The sequence below is a fragment of the Streptomyces sp. N50 genome (assembly GCF_033335955.1).
Classification (GTDB): Bacteria; Actinomycetota; Actinomycetes; order Streptomycetales; family Streptomycetaceae; genus Streptomyces.
Map to the genome: position 1 here is coordinate 2,916,177 of NZ_CP137549.1, position 17,682 is coordinate 2,933,858.

At 69.8% G+C, this 17,682-nt stretch carries 16 protein-coding genes; 10 read left to right on the forward strand and 6 right to left on the reverse strand.

Features of this window, described 5'->3' with window-relative positions; all coding sequences use genetic code 11:
- Nucleotides 1–68 precede the first annotated feature (68 nt).
- Nucleotides 69–554: a ribose-5-phosphate isomerase gene (locus tag R2B38_RS12760; RefSeq protein WP_318016336.1), complete on the reverse strand. Its 486-nt coding sequence runs from the start codon at nucleotides 552–554 to the stop codon at nucleotides 69–71.
- Between the two features lie 214 nt (nucleotides 555–768).
- On the opposite strand from R2B38_RS12760, the gene R2B38_RS12765 reads away from it, so the two are divergent.
- Nucleotides 769–2,199: an amino acid permease gene (locus R2B38_RS12765; RefSeq protein ID WP_318016337.1), complete on the forward strand. Its 1,431-nt coding sequence runs from the start codon at nucleotides 769–771 to the stop codon at nucleotides 2,197–2,199.
- A 19-nt stretch (nucleotides 2,200–2,218) separates the two neighbouring features.
- Here the strand turns inward: R2B38_RS12765 and R2B38_RS12770 are convergent, their stop codons facing one another.
- Nucleotides 2,219–4,180, reverse strand: a complete 1,962-nt coding sequence (locus tag R2B38_RS12770) for a serine/threonine-protein kinase (protein WP_411978443.1) — start codon at nucleotides 4,178–4,180, stop codon at nucleotides 2,219–2,221.
- A complete protein-coding gene (locus R2B38_RS51295; RefSeq protein WP_411978444.1) occupies nucleotides 4,102–4,587 on the reverse strand; it encodes a protein kinase domain-containing protein in 486 nt (161 codons plus the stop codon). Before R2B38_RS51295 ends, R2B38_RS12770 begins: the two co-directional genes overlap by 79 nt.
- A gap of 194 nt (nucleotides 4,588–4,781) precedes the next feature.
- On the opposite strand from R2B38_RS51295, the gene R2B38_RS12775 reads away from it, so the two are divergent.
- On the forward strand, nucleotides 4,782–5,522 hold the full coding sequence (locus R2B38_RS12775) for an LPXTG cell wall anchor domain-containing protein (RefSeq protein WP_318016338.1): 741 nt from the start codon (nucleotides 4,782–4,784) through the stop codon (nucleotides 5,520–5,522).
- Nucleotides 5,523–5,625: 103 nt separating this feature from the next.
- Entirely contained in the window at nucleotides 5,626–6,954 is a 1,329-nt protein-coding gene (locus R2B38_RS12780; RefSeq protein WP_318016339.1) for an FAD-binding oxidoreductase, read from the forward strand.
- Here R2B38_RS12780 and R2B38_RS12785 read toward each other — a convergent pair.
- Nucleotides 6,938–7,519, reverse strand: a complete 582-nt coding sequence (locus R2B38_RS12785) for a biotin transporter BioY (protein ID WP_033285866.1) — start codon at nucleotides 7,517–7,519, stop codon at nucleotides 6,938–6,940. The genes R2B38_RS12780 and R2B38_RS12785 overlap by 17 nt on opposite strands.
- Before the next feature lie 656 nt (nucleotides 7,520–8,175).
- On the opposite strand from R2B38_RS12785, the gene R2B38_RS12790 reads away from it, so the two are divergent.
- The 7 genes from R2B38_RS12790 to R2B38_RS12820 all read left to right on the forward strand — a co-directional run bounded on the left by R2B38_RS12790 (nucleotide 8,176) and on the right by R2B38_RS12820 (nucleotide 15,450).
- Nucleotides 8,176–9,381, forward strand: a complete 1,206-nt coding sequence (locus R2B38_RS12790) for an ROK family protein (RefSeq protein ID WP_318016340.1) — start codon at nucleotides 8,176–8,178, stop codon at nucleotides 9,379–9,381.
- 297 nt (nucleotides 9,382–9,678) lie between these two features.
- Nucleotides 9,679–10,749 (forward strand): ABC transporter substrate-binding protein, encoded by a 1,071-nt coding sequence (locus tag R2B38_RS12795; RefSeq protein ID WP_318016341.1) that lies wholly within the window; start codon nucleotides 9,679–9,681, stop codon nucleotides 10,747–10,749.
- A gap of 5 nt (nucleotides 10,750–10,754) precedes the next feature.
- Entirely contained in the window at nucleotides 10,755–11,621 is an 867-nt protein-coding gene (locus R2B38_RS12800; RefSeq protein ID WP_318016342.1) for an ABC transporter permease, read from the forward strand.
- Nucleotides 11,597–12,328 (forward strand): ABC transporter ATP-binding protein, encoded by a 732-nt coding sequence (locus tag R2B38_RS12805; RefSeq protein ID WP_318016343.1) that lies wholly within the window; start codon nucleotides 11,597–11,599, stop codon nucleotides 12,326–12,328. The genes R2B38_RS12800 and R2B38_RS12805 overlap by 25 nt, the downstream gene beginning before the upstream one ends.
- A gap of 147 nt (nucleotides 12,329–12,475) precedes the next feature.
- Nucleotides 12,476–13,834: an LLM class flavin-dependent oxidoreductase gene (locus R2B38_RS12810; RefSeq protein WP_318016344.1), complete on the forward strand. Its 1,359-nt coding sequence runs from the start codon at nucleotides 12,476–12,478 to the stop codon at nucleotides 13,832–13,834.
- Between the two features lie 12 nt (nucleotides 13,835–13,846).
- Nucleotides 13,847–14,737, forward strand: a complete 891-nt coding sequence (locus tag R2B38_RS12815) for a TauD/TfdA dioxygenase family protein (RefSeq protein WP_318016345.1) — start codon at nucleotides 13,847–13,849, stop codon at nucleotides 14,735–14,737.
- Between the two features lie 77 nt (nucleotides 14,738–14,814).
- Nucleotides 14,815–15,450, forward strand: coding sequence for a superoxide dismutase (locus tag R2B38_RS12820; RefSeq protein ID WP_318016346.1), 636 nt, complete (start codon nucleotides 14,815–14,817; stop codon nucleotides 15,448–15,450).
- Nucleotides 15,451–15,580: 130 nt separating this feature from the next.
- On the opposite strand, the gene R2B38_RS12825 is transcribed toward R2B38_RS12820, so the two are convergent.
- Nucleotides 15,581–16,204, reverse strand: coding sequence for a histidine phosphatase family protein (locus R2B38_RS12825; RefSeq protein ID WP_318016347.1), 624 nt, complete (start codon nucleotides 16,202–16,204; stop codon nucleotides 15,581–15,583).
- Complete coding sequence (locus R2B38_RS12830) at nucleotides 16,201–17,652, reverse strand: FGGY-family carbohydrate kinase (RefSeq protein WP_318016348.1); 1,452 nt, start codon at nucleotides 17,650–17,652, stop codon at nucleotides 16,201–16,203. The genes R2B38_RS12825 and R2B38_RS12830 overlap by 4 nt, the downstream gene beginning before the upstream one ends.
- Nucleotides 17,653–17,682 lie beyond the last annotated feature (30 nt).

Here is a 17,682-nt window from a genome sequence, read left to right on the forward strand (position 1 = left end):
GGCGTTCCAAAGACCTCGGGGCTCCGCCCCGGACCCCGCTCCTCAAAAGCCGGAGCGGCTGATTCTGCTTACTGCTTCGGGTGATGTGCCGGAATCTCCGGCAGCTCCCCCGTCGCCTCGTACGTCGTCAGCATGTCAATCCGCCGAATGTGCCGCGGATCCTCGGAGAACGGCGTACCCACGAAGATCTCGACGAACTTCGTCGCCTCCTCCTCCGTGTGCATCCGCGCGCCAACCGCCACCACATTCGCGTTGTTGTGCTGCCGCCCGAGCGACGCGGTCTCCTCGCTCCAGGCGAGGGCCGCCCGCACGCCCTTCACCTTGTTCGCCGCGATCTGCTCGCCGTTGCCCGAGCCGCCGATGACGATGCCGAGGGCCTCGGGGTCGGCGGCGGTGCGCTCTGCGGCGCGGAGGCAGAAGGGCGGGTAGTCGTCCTGGGCGTCGTAGATGTGCGGCCCGCAGTCGACGGGCTCGTGGCCCGCCTCCTTGAGCCACTCGACGAGGTGGTTCTTGAGTTCGAAGCCCGCATGGTCGGAGCCGAGATACACGCGCATGCGTCGAGTGTGACACGGCTGTTTCCGGGAAGCAGCTCCGGGGCCCGACCACGTTAAATACAGGCAACGCCTCGCAACCTCAAGGAAACCTCAAGTAACGATCTGGATTCAAAGGTTCAGGAATTCCTTTACCTCCGATTCACTGGACCGACTCGTACGCCGCTCGTACGGGCACCCCCACCGGCATCCCAACCGGCGTAAAGGAACTCCCCCCATGACTTCTGGTTCTGGCCTTCAGGCAGGACTCAAGAACCGACATCTCTCGATGATCGCGATCGGCGGTGTCATCGGCGCCGGCCTGTTCGTCGGGTCCAGCTCGGGCATCGCGACCGCGGGCCCCGGCATCCTGCTCTCCTACGCGCTCGTCGGCACGCTCGTGGTGCTGGTGATGCGCATGCTCGGCGAGATGTCGGCCGCGAACCCCACGTCCGGATCCTTCTCCGCACACGCCGACCGCGCGCTCGGCCGCTGGGCCGGGTTCTCGATCGGCTGGCTGTACTGGTTCTTCTGGGTCGTCGTGCTCGCCGTCGAGGCGACCGCGGGCGCCAAGATCCTCGAAGGATGGATACCGGCCGTACCGCAGTGGGGCTGGGCGCTCCTCGTGATGGTGGTGCTGACCGCGACGAACCTCGTATCGGTCGGTTCCTACGGCGAGTTCGAGTTCTGGTTCGCCGGGATCAAGGTCGTGGCGATCGGCGCGTTCATCGTCGTCGGCGCGCTGGCGATCTTCGGCGTACTCCCCGGCGCCCACACCGACAAGGCGGGCTTCGGCAACCTCACCGACCACGGCGGCTTCCTGCCGAACGGCCCCGGCGCGATCCTCACCGGCGTCCTGCTCGTCGTCTTCTCCTTCATGGGCAGCGAGATCGCCACGCTGGCCGCCGGCGAGTCCGAGGACCCGCAGCGCGCGGTCACCAAGTCGACCAACAGCATCATCTGGCGCATCGGCGTCTTCTACCTCGGCTCGATCTTCATCGTGGTCTGCCTGCTCCCGTGGAACGACCCGTCGATCAAGGCGCAGGGCTCCTACGTCGCCGCCCTCGACTCCCTCGGCATCGCGCACGCCGGTCAGATCATGAACTTCATCGTGCTGACCTCGGTGCTGTCCTGCCTCAACTCCGGCCTCTACACGGCCTCCCGCATGGCCTTCTCGCTCGGCGGCCGCGGTGACGCGCCGAAGGCGTTCGCCAGGACCACGTCCCGTGGCGTGCCGATGGCGGCGATCATCGCGTCCGTCGTCTTCGGGTTCGTCGCCGTGTTCTTCAACTACGCCTTCCCGGACACGGTCTTCCTCTTCCTCGTCAACTCCTCCGGCGCGGTGGCCCTGTTCGTGTGGCTGGTCATCTGCGCGTCCCAGCTGCGCATGCGCCGGATCATCGAGCGCGAGTCGCCGGAGAAGCTCGTCGTGCGGATGTGGCTGTACCCGTACCTCACCTGGGCGACGATCGCCCTGATCGTCTTCGTCCTCGGCTACATGCTCACCGACACCGAGGGCGAGAGCAGCGGCCGTACGACCGTACTGCTGTCCCTGCTGGTCGCGTTGGCGGTCGTGGCGGTCTCGGTGATCAAGGAGCGGGTGCGGGGTGGACAGGCGGTCACGACCGCCGAGACGGACACCGACACGGACAAGGTGTCTGTGGGCTGAGGGAGTTCGCTCAGGACGTTCACAGCACGACGAAGCTGTTCTTGACCCTGTCGTAGGTCTTCAGGGCCTGGGTCTCCACGCCCGGCTGGTACCAGGTGTTGATCTGGTACGACTTCCCGTCCTCGTCGAATCCGAGCAGCCGGGCGTGCCACGGGACGCCCTTGAGCGTGAACGTGTACTCCCAACTCACCGCCGGATACCCGCGGAACGTCGTCCTGTCGAGCCGGATCTTCCGGTAGCTCTCCCCCTGGTGGGCGTTCCGCTCCGAGGCCTCCCAGGTCTCCATCAGGTCACCGCGCGCGAGCGAGGACTTGCCGACCAGTTCCTGGGTGCCGTCGGGGGATGTGTAGTGCACCTCGGCCCCCGTCTTCAGATCCCGCCGCCACCCGGCGGGCGTGGCCCACGCGAACCCGCCAGCTTCTCGGCGCGTGCCCGGGGGCAGGGTCGGGGGGCGGGAGGTGCCCTCGACTGTGGGGGAGGGGGAGACGGCTGTCGGGGACGGGGACGGGGACGGGGAGTGGGAGGCGGACGAGGACGGGGACGGGGACGGGGACTGGGAGGCGGACGGTTCGGTCGAAGCCGCTGAAGCGGTCGCTGAACTACCGGACGATCCACCGGAGTTCGCGAGGATCGTCCCGATGACCGCACCCACGACCACCACTGCCGCACCGGCGATCAGTCCGACACGGCGACGGCGGTTGGTGAACGGCTGGGCGGGACCCGGGAGTTCACCGCCGGGCGGCAGAGCGGCGGCGGGGCGAGGCACCCGAGCCGGATGCGGACCGAGGGCGCGGCGCGGTGGTGCCGGGCGGGGCGAGCCGGAGCCGGGAACAGGGTCGGGGCCAAGGCCCGGGTGCGGTGGTGCCGGGCGCGGGGCCGGCGGGTGGGCCGGGAGGGGCACTGGCTTTCGCGCGGTCAACGCCGCGGCTCGTTCGGCGAGTTGAGCCTCTTCGCTGCGCTCGGCTTGTGCGGCGGGTTCGGCTCGCGCGGCACAGTCAGCCTGTTCGGCGCGACTGGCTTGCTCGGCGCGACCCACCTGATCGGCGCGACCAGCTTGTTCGGCGCGACCGGCCCGCTCGGCGCGACCCGCTTGATCGGCGCGCTCAGACTGATCGCCGCGGACAAGGGAGACACCCGTCCTGCGTGGCGCAGAGCGCCCGGAGTTGTTGGCCGAGGCCTCGGAGCTCAGCTCGGATGCCGCTTCGGAGGCGGCTCCGGATGCGACTCCGGCGGCGGCCTCGGATGCGGGAGCCGGTTCCTCCACGGCGGGCCGCTGCGTCGGTATCGCGTCCTCGACGGGGTCAGGGTCGTACAGCCGGGGATCGCGTGCCGCGCGGACGAGTGACGGCGCCAAGAAGGCCGGGGTGGGTGACTCCCGATAGGCCTCGCGCGGCGACTCCTCCAACTCCGCTTCCACAGCCGCCAGTTCCTCACTCCCCTGCCTCTCACCCCCCTCAGGCTCCTCAACTCCCTGCAACCCCTCAATCCCCTCAATCCCCTGCGGCCCCTCAATCCCCTGCGGCCCCTCAACCCCCTCAGGCTCCTTAACCCCGTGCGCCCCCTCACCCCCCTCCGGCCCCTCAGACCCCTCCCGCGGAAACGCCACCCGCACCAGAACCCGCTCCAACTCCCCCAACCCCGGCCGAGCTTCCGGCTGCTTCCGCAGCAGCGCCGCGAGGGTGTCGCGCAACGGGCCCGCAGTCACCGGCAGTTCAGGCTCCTCGTACAGAACCGCGTGCAACGTAGCCAGTGTCGTGTCCCGGGAGAACGGTGAGCGGCCGCCCAGCGCGGCGCAGAGGGTCGCGCCGAGGGACCAGATGTCCGAGGGCGGTCCCTGCGGATGGCCGGAGATCCGCTCGGGTGCCATGTAGTCGGGCGAGCCCACCAGCATGCCGACCACCGTCAGCGCCGTGGCGTCCTGGATCGCGGCGATACCGAAGTCGGTGAGCACGACGCGTCGGCCGCCGTTCTCGACGAGCACGTTGCCGGGTTTGATGTCGCGGTGCAGGACGCCCCCGCGTGCACCTGACGCAGGGCGGCCACCAACCCGAGGCCGATACGGGCCGCCTCGCGCGGGCCGAGCGCACCGTCGTCCGCGAGGATGCGTTCCAGGGAACGGCCGGCGACCAACTCCACGACGATCCACAGGCGTTCGCCCTCGTCGACGACGTCGTAGACACGCACGACGTTCGGGTGGTCGATGCGGGCCGTCGCCCTGGCCTCGCGCAGGGTGCGCTCGCGGCGGGTGCGGGTGTCCTCCGGGTCGAGGCCGTCGATGCGCATTTCCTTGACCGCGACCTGCCGGTCGAGTATTTCGTCGGCGGCTCGCCACACCCGCCCCATTCCCCCCTGGCCGATACTTTCGACCAGCCGATAGCGTCCGGTCACCAGGAGTCCCGGAACACCGCCACCCCTCACGTTCCCCGAATTTCCCGCATTCCCCGGCAATCCGCTGCACCCCCACAATGGTCACACTTCATGCCGTACCAGCATAGTGCGGAGAAATCTTGTGGTACCTCTTCAAGTACTGCGAATTCAGGCACAGTCGCAGGGGGAAACAGGGGAACACAAGGGGGACGAACATGAGTTCTCGTCGTGCGACGGCCATTGCCACGGCTGTCACAGGATCGCTGCTCACGGCATCTTTCTCGGCGGTGATGATCCTTTCCTTCACCGCCTCGGCGGATGACCAGGGACCGGGGAGCGGCAAAGGCGGAAAGGCGATGGACGCGGCTCCGGCGGGAGTGAAACTGACCACGCTCCTGCCGGAGAAGATCTCGGTCGACAACAGTTCGAAAAAGACGGCGATCACCGCCACCGTAAAGAACGAGGGGACCAAGGAGAGCGGCGAACTCAATCTCCTGGTCGTCGGTTTCGACGGCCTCAAGGTCAATGGCGTGCAGGGTTGTTCGGCGATCGCCGAAAAGGATCTGCCGCCCGGTTCGAACAGCGGATTCAAGTGCTCCGTCGGCACGCTCGCCGCGGGCAAGTCGAAGTCGTACGCCGTCGACGCGACGTACGACCTGAGCAAGGCCGGGAAGATCTGTCTGCCGGTGATGTCCGCCGACGGCAAGAAGACCTTCTGGCAGCAGGGCCCGGTCCCGTTCGGTACGACGAACCCGTCACCGAACGCCCCGGCCACCCCGCTGCTGCTCGGCACCGACAACAAGCCGGTGGCGCCGGGCGGCGACACGCTGCCCAAGACCGGGGTCGGCGATGCCCTCCTGCCCCTGGGCGCGGCCGGCGCGGCCCTGATCGCGGTGGGCGCGGCGGGTGTGTACTGGTCCCAACGGCGGCCGGGGCAACGGCCGTTGGAAAGCTAGGGGCAAGGGGGAGGGCCGGGTAGCGGGAGCACCCGGCCCTCCCCCTCCACTCCCACTGGAAAACATGACGGTACGTGTCAGGTTATGCGGCCAGCATGACCCCATGAACCACACACACCCGCTCACCTTCCACCCCACCGACCCCGGCTACGAGGACGAACTCGCCGGTTTCCAGACCGGGTTCACCCAGCGCCCCGCCGTGATCCACGGCGCGCGCTCGGCCGACGACGTGATCGCCGCCGTACGGTACGCGGCCGCCGAGAACCTGCCGGTCGGCGTGCAGGCCACCGGGCACGGGCTGCCGGGTGGCTCCGAGGGCGGGGTGCTGATCACGACGAGGCGGATGGACGGGGTACGGGTCGACCCCGAGGCACGTACCGTGCGCGTCCAGGCGGGCGTGCGCTGGGGACAGGTCGTGGCCGCCGCCGAACCCCACGGCCTCGCTCCGCTCAACGGTTCCGCGCCGAGCGTGGGTGCCGTGTCGTACACATTGAGCGGCGGACTCGGCATCCTGGCAAGGGAGTTCGGGTACGCGGCCGACCACGTCCGCTCGCTCGACGTCGTCACGGCCGACGGTCAACTCCGCCGGGTGACAAGGGAGTCGGAGCCCGACCTGTACTGGGCACTGCTCGGCGCGGGCCACGCCTTCGGTGTCGTCACGGAGTTGGAGATCGACCTCGTCCCCGTGCGCACGCTCTACGGCGGTTCGCTCGCCTTCGACGGGCGGGAGGTCGACCCGGCCGCCCTGCTGCGGGCGTACGAGGAGTGGACGCGGACCGTGCCGGACGAGCTGACCTCGTCCTTCGCCGCCGTACCGTACCCGGACATCCCGGCACTGCCGCCGCGGCTGCGCGGGCGGTACGTGCTCTCCGTGCGCGTCGCCTACACGGGCAGCGGCGATGAAGGTGCCCAACTCGTCGCGCCGCTCAGGGAGTTCGGTCCGGTGTTGGCCGACTCGTTGCGGGAGATGCCGTACACCGAGAGCCACACGATCCACAGTGACCCGCCCGCACCGCACGCGTACTACGGGGACAGCGCGGTGGTGAGTGAGCTGGATGTGGCGCGGGTGGGCGAGGTGCTGGCGCTCGCCGGGCCGGACACGCCGGGCGGCATGTGTGTCGTACAGGTCAACCATCTCGGCGGGGCGCTGGCGCGGCCCGCGCCGAACTCGGTGCCGTATCGCGAAGGGCGTTTCCTGGTACGGATGTTGGCGGTCGGGGAGCGGGAGGCCGCCCGGGCGCGACTCGATCCGGCCTTCGCCCTGCTCTCGCCCCACACGCTCGGGCGGGCGGTCAACTTCGCGTTCGGGGCCGGTGATCGGGGCGAGGGGCTGTACGACGCGGAGACGCGGAAGAGCCTCGCCGGGCTGAAGTCGGAGTACGACCCGGCGAACCTCTTCCGCGGGAACTGCCTTGTCAGCGCTGCTTGTTGACGAACTTCCAGGCGGTCGGGGCCGCGCCCATCGCCAGGGCGGCCTTCAGGGCGTCGCCGATGAGGAACGGGGTGAGGCCGGCGGCAAGGGCGGCGCTCGTCGAGAGGTCGAGGCTCAGCGCGAGGTACGGGACGCCGATCGCGTAGATGATCGCCTCGCCGAGCAGCATCGTGCCGGCCATGCGGAGGACCGAGCGGTCGGCGCCGCGGCGGGCCAGGGCGCCGACGGCGGCGGAGGCGAGCAGCATGCCGACGATGTAGCCGAAGGAGGCGCCGCCGCCGGAGGTGCCCTGGGCGAACCACGGGACGCCGGCGAGGCCGAGCAGCGCGTACAGCGCGAGGGAGAGGAAGCCGCGGCCGGCGCCGAGGGACGTGCCGACGAGGAGCGCGGCGAAGGTCTGGCCGGTGACCGGGACCGAGGAGCCCGGCACGGGCACGGCGAGCTGGGCGGCGAGGCCGGTGAGCGCGGCGCCGCCGAGCACGAGGGCGATGTCCCGGACGCGGGAGGCGGGCAGCAGGTCGGCGAGGACCTGGCCCGGGCGGGTGGTGGCGACGGCGGTACTCAAGGGGACTCCGCAGGTTGACGGGGGTGCAGGGGGACTTTGTGACGCTATCCCAGGGCCCTCGGGCCGATCACCGTCAGCGTCCGACAAAGGGTCCGACGCGGACTTGGTGGGCTCCGGACAAAGGATGCCCGCTACACGCGCCCAGGCGTGATGCCGGTCACGCGGACCTCGTGCCGTCCCGCACACCGGCACCATCGCCATCCCGCACACCGGCACCATCGCCATCCCGCACACCGGCACCATCGCCATCCCGCACACCGGCACCATCGCCATCCCGGACACCGGCACCATCGCCGTCCCGGACACCGGCACCGTCGCCGTCCCGCAAACGGGCACCATCGCCATCCCGCACCACGCCACCATCGCCATCCCGGACACCGGCACCATCGCCATCCCGCACCACGCCACCATCGCCGTCCCGCACAACGCCACCCGTGCCGTCTCGCACACCGGTCACCGTCTGGGCAGGGGTGGGCCGTTTTGCTAGCTTCGACCGCATGGTTGCCCAGGCCCGGAACTTCGCGTCGCGTCGCTATGTCGACCTGCGACGCCAGGCCGCGGCGACCTGTTACCGCCCCTGAGGCGGGCGGAGCGGATCCGGTGCGCCTCCCATCCGAGACGGCGCACTGTCGGACCCGTTCCCGAGGAAGATCCCCATGCCCCGTACCGCGGCACCCCTGCTCGCCTCCCACTCCCCCAACTCCCCCGTTCCGCGCGCCGCCGACAGCGACCGGCGGCGCACCAACGCGAGCGTCATCCTGCGCTCGGTGCTGGAGCACGGCCCGGTGGCCCGCTCCACCATCTCCCGGCTGACCGGACTGTCCCCGGCGTCGGTCACCGACTACTGCGCCCGCTTCGCCCAACTCGGCCTCATACGGGAGTCCGCCACACCTCAACGCTCGAAGGGTGTGGGCCGCCCCCACGTGCCCGTCGACCTGGACGCGTCACGGTTTGTTGTGGGCGGGGTCCATGTGGCCGTGCCCTATACGACGGTCGCGCTGCTGGATCTGCGCGGGCGGGTGGTGGCCGAGCGGCGGATCGGCCACGACGGCTACCTCACCGATCCGTCCCGGGTGCTCGCGCGGGCCGCCGAAGGACTGGCCGCGTTGCTCGCGGAGGCGGCCGGGGCCACCCCGCTGGGTGTCGGGGTCGCCGCCGGTGGCTGGGTCGACCGGGACTCCGGGACCATCGTCGACCATCCGCTGCTGGGCTGGCGGGACGTGCCGGTGCGCGAACTGCTCGGCGCCCGCACCGGGTTGCCGGTCCATGTGGACGGCCACGCCCGGGCGTTGGTCAACGGCGAGCGGCTCTTCGGGCGGGCCCGAGGCAGCCGTAGCGTGCTGCATCTCTTCGTCGGCAACGTGGTCGACGCGGCCTTCGCGACCAACGACGAGGTGCACCACGGGCCGCGCTCGCAGGCCGGGGCGATCGCCCATCTGCCGTTGCGCGGCGGCACGGAACCGTGCGACTGCGGGCGGGTCGGCTGCCTCCAAGTGGAGCTGAGCGAACGGACGTTGTGCCGACGGGCCCGGGAGGCGGGGATCGTCGACGGGGTGAACCCGACCCACGTCGTGACGGCGGCGGAGCGCGGAAACCCCGTCGCCGTACGGCTGTTGACGCAGCGGGCGCGGATGGTGGGGCGGGCGGTCGGGCTGCTGCTCGACATCCTCAACCCCGAGACGGTGGTCGTCACCGAGCTGGGGGTCATACGGCGGGAGGACTGCCTGCGCGCGCTGCGCGAGGAGGTCGGGGACGCGCGGGCGTCGGCGGTCGTGCCGACGAGTTTCCCGGATTCCGTGCTGGCGGTGGCGGGCGGTTCGGTGATGCTCGATGTGCTGTACCGGGATCCGTTGGGTGTGTGACCCAGTGTGCGTCCCGGCGCGTGACCGAGCGTTTCACCGGGGCGTATTTAATTCAGAAACTCGGAATGTTGACAGGGAGCGCGCGTGACCGGGAACATCCTGGTCATGAGCCTGCAGATGAGTTGTCGCACTTCTTGTTGCTGACCCGTTGACGCGCCCCGGGGCGCCGGTCTCATCCTGCCTGAATTTCTCTCTCCGGACTGCTCCGTCTTTCGCCGTCCGTGAATTCCACGCGCATTCCCGCATCCCGCATCCCGCATCCCGCGTTCCCGCGACTTTTGATCAGGGAGTCCTCCCATGCCTCATTCCCGTGCGCCCGGCCTCGACCGGCGGCTCTTCCTCACCTCCGTGCTCGGTGCCGCCGCAGGCATCGCCGGCCTGAGCGGCTGCGCCACGAGCAGTGCCGCGGCCGCCAAGTCGGGGGCCGGACTGTCCGCCCCGCTCGCCGAGAAGGTCCCGTCCGGCACGAGCCTGAAGATCTCCTCCTACCTGAACACCCAGCAACTCCAGTTCAAGCTGGCGAAGTTGCCCAAGTTGCCGTTCACCGTGTCGAGTTGGGTGAACATCGGCGCCGGTCCCGATGTCATCAACGCGTTCCGCGCCAAGTCCCTCGACCTCGCCAACAACGCGGGCATCCCGCCGATCCAGGCGCACTACCAGGGCTACGACGCGAAGATCGTCGCGATCGACGTCACCCGCAAGCCGAACTACCTCTTCGCGACCAAGCCCGGCAGCGACATCCGCACGGTCGCCGACTTCAAGGGCAAGAAGCTTGCGTTCTCGCAGGGCCAGGCCCAAGGGGTCGTACTGCTGCGGGCGTTGAAGGAAGCCGGGCTGAAGTACGACGAGGTGAAACTGGTCCCGCTGACCAGCAACCAGTTCTTCACCGCCCTCCAGTCGGGCCAGGTCGACATCGCCCCGCTCGCCAACAGCCAGGCACCGGCGTACCTCAAGCAGTACGAGGCGAAGGGCGCCCGCGCGATCACCACCGATGTCGTAGACCTGCTCAACCTGTTGTGGGCGCCGTCCGCCGTGCTGGCCGACTCGGCGAAGGCGGCCGCGATCGCCGCGTACATCCCGCAGTGGGCGCAGGGTCAGGTCTGGCAGTACGAGCACCCGGACTCCTGGAACGAGGAGTTCTACGTCAAGACGCAGAACCTGACGCTCGCGCAGGCCCAGTCGGTGACCGCGCTCGCCAACAAGCCGTTGTTCCCGCCGAGTTGGGACGAGGCCGTGAAGTGGGAGCAGGAGACCGCCGATCTGCTCGCGGAGGGCGGCTTCGTGAAGGAGTTCAAGGTGGACTCGCTCTTCGACCGGCGCTTCGAGGGGATCGCGGCGAGGGCCGTCCCGGCGGAGTACCGGAAGTGACGGCCATGACGACCTCCCAGACTCTGGACACGTCTGCCGCAACTCCCTTGCCAGCCACCGCCGTCGATAGTGCCGCCAAGGCTCCGCGCAGGCGGCGGCGCGGTCTCGCCCCCGGCAAGCGGCTGCCCGCCTCCCGGATCATCGGCCCCGCGCTCTTCCTCGCCCTCTGGGCCGTCGCCTCCGCCGCCGGCCAGTTGGACCCGGCCGCGATCCCCGCGCCCTGGACGGTGTTGAAGACCGCCGGCCGGCTGTGGACGTCCGGCACGCTCCCCACGGACATGCTGACCTCACTGGAACGCGCCGCCTACGGCTTCGCGCTCGGCCTCACCGCCGGTGTCGTCCTCGCGCTGGCCGCCGGGCTGAGCCGGGTCGGTGAGGCGCTGATCGACGGAACCGTGCAGCTCAACCGGGCGATCCCCACCCTCGGCCTGATCCCGCTGTTCATCCTCTGGCTGGGCATCGGCGAGACCTTCAAGATCGCCATCATCGCGATCGTCGTCTACATCCCGATCTACCTCAACCTGCACGCCGCGCTGTCCGGCATCGACCACCGCTATGTCGAACTGGCCGAGGTCCAGGGCCTGTCGAGGCTCCAGTTCGTCCGCCAGATCGTCATCCCCGGCGCCCTGCCCGGCTTCTTCGTAGGCCTGCGCCTCGGGGTGACCGGCTCCTGGCTGAGCCTGGTGGTCCTGGAGCAGATCAACGCCACCAGCGGCCTCGGTTACATGATGTTCCAGGCCCAGAACTACGGCCAGTCGGACGTCATCCTCGTCGGCCTGCTGATCTACGGCGTGTTCGGCCTGCTCTCCGACAGCGCGGTCCGTCTGATCGAACGGAGGGTGCTGTCATGGCGCCGCACACTCAGCAGCTGACCGACCCCGTTACCGACGCCGTCCCCGCGGTCCAACTCCGGGGGCTGACCCGGTCGTTCGACGGGCGGGTCGTCCTCGATCACATCGATCTCGACCTGCCCGCCGGGCAGTTCACCGCGCTGCTCGGACACAGCGGTTCCGGAAAGAGCACGTTGTTGCGGGCCATCGCGGGGCTCGACCACGAGGTCGTCGGAAGTGGTCAACTCACCGCGCCTGAGCGGGTGTCGGTGGTGTTCCAGGACTCCCGGTTGCTGCCGTGGCGGCGGGTTCTCGACAACGTGCTGCTGGGGACGGAGGGGAAGGAAGCCGCCGCGAAGGGGCGTGAGGCCCTCGCCGAAGTAGGGCTCGCCGGACGTGAGCGGGCCTGGCCGAACGAGTTGTCCGGCGGTGAGGCACAGCGGGCCGCGCTGGCCCGGTCGCTCGTCCGTGAGCCTGAACTCCTGTTGGCGGACGAGCCGTTCGGGGCGCTGGACGCACTGACCCGGATCCGGATGCATGTGCTGCTCCGGGAGTTGTGGGAGCGGCATCGGCCCTCGGTGCTGCTGGTCACCCATGACGTGGACGAGGCGATCGTCCTCGCGGACCGGGTGCTGGTGCTTGAACAGGGGCGGATCGGGCTGGACTTGGCGATCGATCCCGAGGTGCCACGTGCCGAGTATCGGGAGCGGTTGTTGGCGGCACTCGGTGTGACGTCGGATTCCCGGTGAGCGTCGGCTGTCGCGCGCGCCTTCTGGGGGCTGCGCCCCCAGACCCCCATCGGCCCTGAAGGGGCCTCGTCCTCAGACGCCGGACGGGCTGAGTAATGCCGGCCTGCGCTCGAAAGTTCCCCCACCTGTCCCTCGTAAAGGACACCCATGCCCCGCCAACTCCACCTCAACGCCTTCCTCATGAACACCGGCCACCACGAGGCGTCCTGGCGCCTCCCGGAGAGCAACCCCTACGCCCACGTCGAGCTGGACCACTACACACACCTCGCCCGGATCGCCGAGCGCGGCACCTTCGACTCCCTCTTCCTCGCCGACGGACCGCAGTTGTGGAGCAACCTCGCCCAACGCCCCGCCGGAGCCCTGGAACCACTCACCCTCCTCACCGCACTGGCGACGGCCACCGAACACATAGGCCTCATCGCCACGGCGTCCACGTCCTACAACTCCCCCTACAACCTGGCCCGTAAGTTCGCCTCGCTCGACATCATCAGCGGCGGCAGGGCGGGTTGGAACATCGTCACGACCGCCGGTGTGGAAGCTGCCCGCAACTTCGGGCTGGAACACGAGCCCGCGCACGCCGAACGGTACGCGCGTGCCGCCGAGTTCCTCGATGTGGCGCTGAAGCTCTGGGACAGCTGGGAGGACGACGCGATCGTCGCCGACAAGGCGGCCGGCGTGTGGGGCGACGACACGAAGATCCACCCGCCCCACCACCAGGGGACGTACTTCAGCGTCGCCGGCGCCCTCAACGTCCCCCGCTCACCCCAGGGTTACCCACTCCTCGTACAAGCCGGATCGAGCGAGGACGGCAAGACGTTCGCGGCGCGGTACGCGGAGGCGGTGTTCACCGCGCAGCAGACCCTCGCCGACGCGCAGGCCTTCTACAAGGACCTCAAGTCCCGTACGGCGGCGGCCGGTCGGGACCCCGAGCACATCAAGGTGCTGCCCGGCATCGTGCCGGTACTCGGCTCGACGGAGGCCGAGGCGCAGGCGAACGAACGACTCCTGGAGGACCACATCGTGTACACGCACGGAGTGGACCGCCTGGAGCGGCTCCTCCAACTACCTTCCGGAACACTGGAGTTGGAGGCCCCCCTCCCCGACCTCCCGCCCGAGGACGCCATCGAGGGCGCGAAGAGCCGCTACACGCTCGTCGCCGAACTGGCCCGCCGGGACCGGCTGACCGTACGCCAACTCATCGGCCGGCTCGGTGGCGGGCGCGGGCATCTGACCTTCGCCGGTACGCCGGAGCAGGTCGCCGACGCGATCGAGGCGTGGTTCACACAGGGCGCGGCCGACGGCTTCAACATCATGCCCGCGGTCCTGCCCTCCGGCCTCGACGCCTTCGTGGACCACGTCGTCCCCCTCCTCCGCACCCGCGGCCTGCTCCGCACGGAGTACGGCCCGCGCACGACCCTCCGGGAGCGCTACGGCCTCCCCCGCCCCGCCAACCAGTACACCCGACCCACTCAGCCCGCCCGACCCACCCAACCCGCCCTCGTCTGAAAGGACTTCACCATGTCCATCGAGATCCAGAAGGTCACCGCGAACATCGGCGCCCGCGTGTCGGGCGTGGACATCGGCAAGCCGCTGGAGGCCGAGGAGGTGACCGCGATCCGCGAGGCCCTGAACATCCACAAGGCGCTGGTCTTCGACGACGTCCACCTCGACGACGAGGGCCAGGAGGCCTTCGCCCGCCACTTCGGCGACCTCACCACCGCGCACCCCACGGTGCCCGCGGTCGACGGCGCCCCGAACGTCCTGCCCGTCGACAGCGAGCGCGGCCGCGCCAACCACTGGCACACGGACGTCACCTTCGTCCTCAACCCGCCCCAGGCCAGCACCCTGCGCAGCATCACCGTCCCGCCGTACGGCGGCGAGACCCTGATCGCCAGTTCGGCGGCGGCCTACCGCGACCTGCCGGAACCGCTGCGCGTCCTGGCGGACACCCTGTGGGCGGAACACACCAACGACTACGACTACGCCGTACCGGAGGAGTCGATCGACGCCGAAAAGGCCGCCCAGCGCGCCCAGTTCACGTCGATCAAGTTCCGCACGGTCCACCCGGTCGTCCGCGTCCACCCGCTGACCGGTGAACGCGGCCTGTTCATAGGCGGGTTCGCGCAGCGGATCGTCGGCCTGTCGGCGACCGAGTCCCGCAAGCTCCTTGACCTCCTCCAGGCGTACGTCACCCGCCCCGAGAACATCCTCCGCCACCGCTGGTCCCCCAACCAGCTCGTCCTCTTCGACAACCGCATCACCCAGCACTACGCCATCGACAACTACGACAACCAGCCCCGCCGCCTCAACCGCGTCACCGTCGCCGGCGACATCCCGGTCGGCATCGAGGGCAAGGAGAGCTACTCGATCGAGGGGGACGCGTCGCACTACACATCGGTGGCGGAGTAGCCACACAGCACCTTTTCGCTGATAGGTTGTAGTTGCAACTTATGTGCAATAAGAGGCCCGAAGGGGATCGATCCGCCATGCCCGTCTACACGCTGCCCGACCTGCCCTACGACTACTCCGCGCTCGCCCCCGTGATCAGCCCCGAGATCATCGAGCTGCACCACGACAAGCACCACGCGGCGTACGTCAAGGGAGCCAACGACTCGCTGGAGCAGTTGGCGGAGGCGCGCGACAAGGAGCAGTGGGGTTCGGTCAACGGGCTGGAGAAGAACCTGGCGTTCCACCTCTCGGGCCACATCCTGCACAGCATCTACTGGCACAACATGACGGGCGACGGCGGCGGCGAACCGCTGGCCGCGGATGGCGTCGGCGGCCTCGCCGACGCCATCCGCGAGTCCTTCGGCTCCTTCGCCGGCTTCAAGGCCCAGCTCACCAAGGCCGCAGCGACAACCCAGGGCTCAGGCTGGGGCGTCCTCGCCTACGAACCCCTGAGCGGCCACCTGATCGTCGAGCAGATCTACGACCACCAGGGCAACGTCGGCCAGGGCTCCACCCCCCTCCTCGTCTTCGACGCCTGGGAGCACGCCTTCTACCTCCAGTACAGGAACCAGAAGGTCGACTTCATCGACGCGATGTGGGCGGTCGTCAACTGGCAGGACGTGGCGCGGCGTTACGAGGCGGCGAGGTCCAGGCAGACGATCCTGCCCGCCTGACCCACAGACCCACAGACCCACAGACCCACATAAATCGTCCTGCCTCGTGATCGTCTTCTCACCCTTCACGCGGGCAGGCGGTTGAAGAGGAGGGCCCCCGCGAGGACGTGACTCGCGGGGGCCCTCCTCTTCAACTCTCCGTCCCGCACGGCACGTTGAGGGACATCAGAGCCACCGTCCCTCCCTGGAGCCGGAGTTCACTCACCGCCGCGTTCCGCAGCCTCGGAAACACCCGCCGGTACTCGCCCAGCGGAATCCCCAGCAACCGGCACAGCACCAGGCGGAGGAGGGTGTTGTGGGCGACGACCAGGACCCGTTCTCCGGAGTGCGCGGCCGCGATGCGGTGCAGGGCGGCCGTTCCGCGCGTCGCGGCTGTCGTCGGGTCCTCGGCCTCCGGGAAGGGGTTCGCCACCGGGTCGGACCGGAAGGCCTCCGCCGCCCCGGGGTTTTCCACCTCGAACTCCGCGAGCGTACGGCCCTCCAGCACCCCGAAGTCGCATTCGCGCAGGGCCGGTTCGGTGTGGGGGGTGAGGTTCAGGGCGTGGGCGGCCGGGGCTGCCGTGAGGATCGCCCGGGACAGCGGGGACGTCCAGATCGCGTCCACCGGGTGGGCTGTCGCCCAGCGGCCGAGGGCTTCCGCCTGGGCCCTTCCCTCGTCGGTGAGGGCGACGTCGCTGATGCCGGCGTAGCGGTTCTCGGCGTGCCAGACAGTCTGACCATGGCGGGCGAGGAGGAGGGTGGTGTTGGTGCTCATGAGTCGATCGTGTCCTGGTTCAGGCGGGTGCGGGTGTGGGTCGCGAGCGGGGTCGGCAGCCAGCCCCGGTTCTCCAGTTCGTCCACCAGGCGAGCGTACGGCTCGGTGAAGCGGGCCGTGTGGGACGAGCGGGGTTCGAGGAGCGTGCGGATGCGGACCATGCCGTCGGCCACCTCCGACAGCGCCCTGCCGCCCGCCCCCGTTCCGTACGCCGCCAACACCGCCATCCCCAGCGCCGGTTCGATCTGTTCCGGTACCCGGGCAGGGCGGCCGAGGACGTCAACGCGGAGCTGGTTCCAGTACGCGCTGCGGGCCGCGCCGCCCGTGAAGGTGAGGGGGCCGTCTATCGGGGCGCCCAAGTAGTGGAGGTAGTCCAGGCACAGGCGCTCCGTGAACGCCACGCCCTGCAGCACCGCCGCCCAGCTGTCCGCCTCCGACACCGGAGTGCCGAGTGTGAAGGCGGTGGCATCGGGGGCCAGGAAGGGGAAGCGTTCACCGGGTGAGGCCAAGGGGTACGTCAGCGCGCCCGACGGTTCGTACTCCGCCGCCCGGCCGTCCAACTCTGCCAGCTCCGCCGGGTCCGCCACCGTCGGCAGCGCACCCGCGCCCACACTCGACGCCCCGCCCGGTAGCCAACTGCCGTCCGGTGCCCGGTGGTTGTAGACCACCCCGGCGTCGTCCCGGACGGGTTTCGCGGACGCTCCCTTGAGGACCAGGGTGGTGCCGAGCACCGAGTTCCACGCGCCGGAGCGCAGCGCGCCGGACGCGATCTGGGCCGCGCAGCCGTCCGTCATCCCCGCGACGACCGGGGTACCGGCGGGGATGCCGGTCGCTTCGGCGGCGGCCGGGCAGACCTCGCCCAACCGGGTGCCGGGGCGTACCACCGCCGGCAACACCTCGCGCCAGTCGGCCAGTTGGGGCGGCCAGGCCTCACGCTCCGCGTCGTAGCCCGTCTTGAGGGCGTGGCTGGAGTCGGTCGGGACCACCACCCCGCCCGTCAACTGCGCTGTGATGACGTCGGGTTGATGCGTCACTCGGCCGGGACCATACGCATCCAGCAGCCACAAGGCCTTCGGCAGCGCCCAGCTCGTCTGCATCCCGACCCGCGCCGCCTCCGCCACCGCGCGCCCGTCGTCGTACATCAACCCCGGTGTGAGCGGGCGGCCTTGGGCGTCCGTCAGCAGGACCGTCCCGGAGGTGCCGCACACCGCGAGGCCGCCCGGCCGTACCCGTGAGGACCGTTGCGACATCGCCGCCCGCGACGCCGTGCACACCGCCGCCCACCACTCCCCCGGGTCCTGTTCGTGCCGTACGCCGTCCCGTCGGCCGGTCAGCGGAGCGGTACCGCTGCCCAGGACCGTGCCGTCGACCGTGACCAGCAATGCACGGACGCTCTGCGTACCCAGATCGATCCCCAGCCACGCCCCGCCGTCACCCTCGAACATCATCCGAACCTCCCTCAGGGGTTACGCATTCGG

What these genes read in the sequence shown, in the direction of transcription:
- R2B38_RS12760 (WP_318016336.1), bottom strand. Translation starts at nt 554, where the DNA reads ATGCGCGTGTATCTCGGCTCCGACCATGCGGGCTTCGAACTCAAGAAC.
- R2B38_RS12765 (WP_318016337.1), top strand. Translation starts at nt 769, where the DNA reads ATGACTTCTGGTTCTGGCCTTCAGGCAGGACTCAAGAACCGACATCTC.
- R2B38_RS12775 (WP_318016338.1), top strand. Translation starts at nt 4,782, where the DNA reads ATGAGTTCTCGTCGTGCGACGGCCATTGCCACGGCTGTCACAGGATCG.
- R2B38_RS12780 (WP_318016339.1), top strand. Translation starts at nt 5,626, where the DNA reads ATGAACCACACACACCCGCTCACCTTCCACCCCACCGACCCCGGCTAC.
- R2B38_RS12790 (WP_318016340.1), top strand. Translation starts at nt 8,176, where the DNA reads ATGCCCCGTACCGCGGCACCCCTGCTCGCCTCCCACTCCCCCAACTCC.
- R2B38_RS12795 (WP_318016341.1), top strand. Translation starts at nt 9,679, where the DNA reads ATGCCTCATTCCCGTGCGCCCGGCCTCGACCGGCGGCTCTTCCTCACC.
- R2B38_RS12800 (WP_318016342.1), top strand. Translation starts at nt 10,755, where the DNA reads ATGACGACCTCCCAGACTCTGGACACGTCTGCCGCAACTCCCTTGCCA.
- R2B38_RS12805 (WP_318016343.1), top strand. Translation starts at nt 11,597, where the DNA reads ATGGCGCCGCACACTCAGCAGCTGACCGACCCCGTTACCGACGCCGTC.
- R2B38_RS12810 (WP_318016344.1), top strand. Translation starts at nt 12,476, where the DNA reads ATGCCCCGCCAACTCCACCTCAACGCCTTCCTCATGAACACCGGCCAC.
- R2B38_RS12815 (WP_318016345.1), top strand. Translation starts at nt 13,847, where the DNA reads ATGTCCATCGAGATCCAGAAGGTCACCGCGAACATCGGCGCCCGCGTG.
- R2B38_RS12820 (WP_318016346.1), top strand. Translation starts at nt 14,815, where the DNA reads ATGCCCGTCTACACGCTGCCCGACCTGCCCTACGACTACTCCGCGCTC.
- R2B38_RS12825 (WP_318016347.1), bottom strand. Translation starts at nt 16,204, where the DNA reads ATGAGCACCAACACCACCCTCCTCCTCGCCCGCCATGGTCAGACTGTC.
- R2B38_RS12830 (WP_318016348.1), bottom strand. Translation starts at nt 17,652, where the DNA reads ATGATGTTCGAGGGTGACGGCGGGGCGTGGCTGGGGATCGATCTGGGT.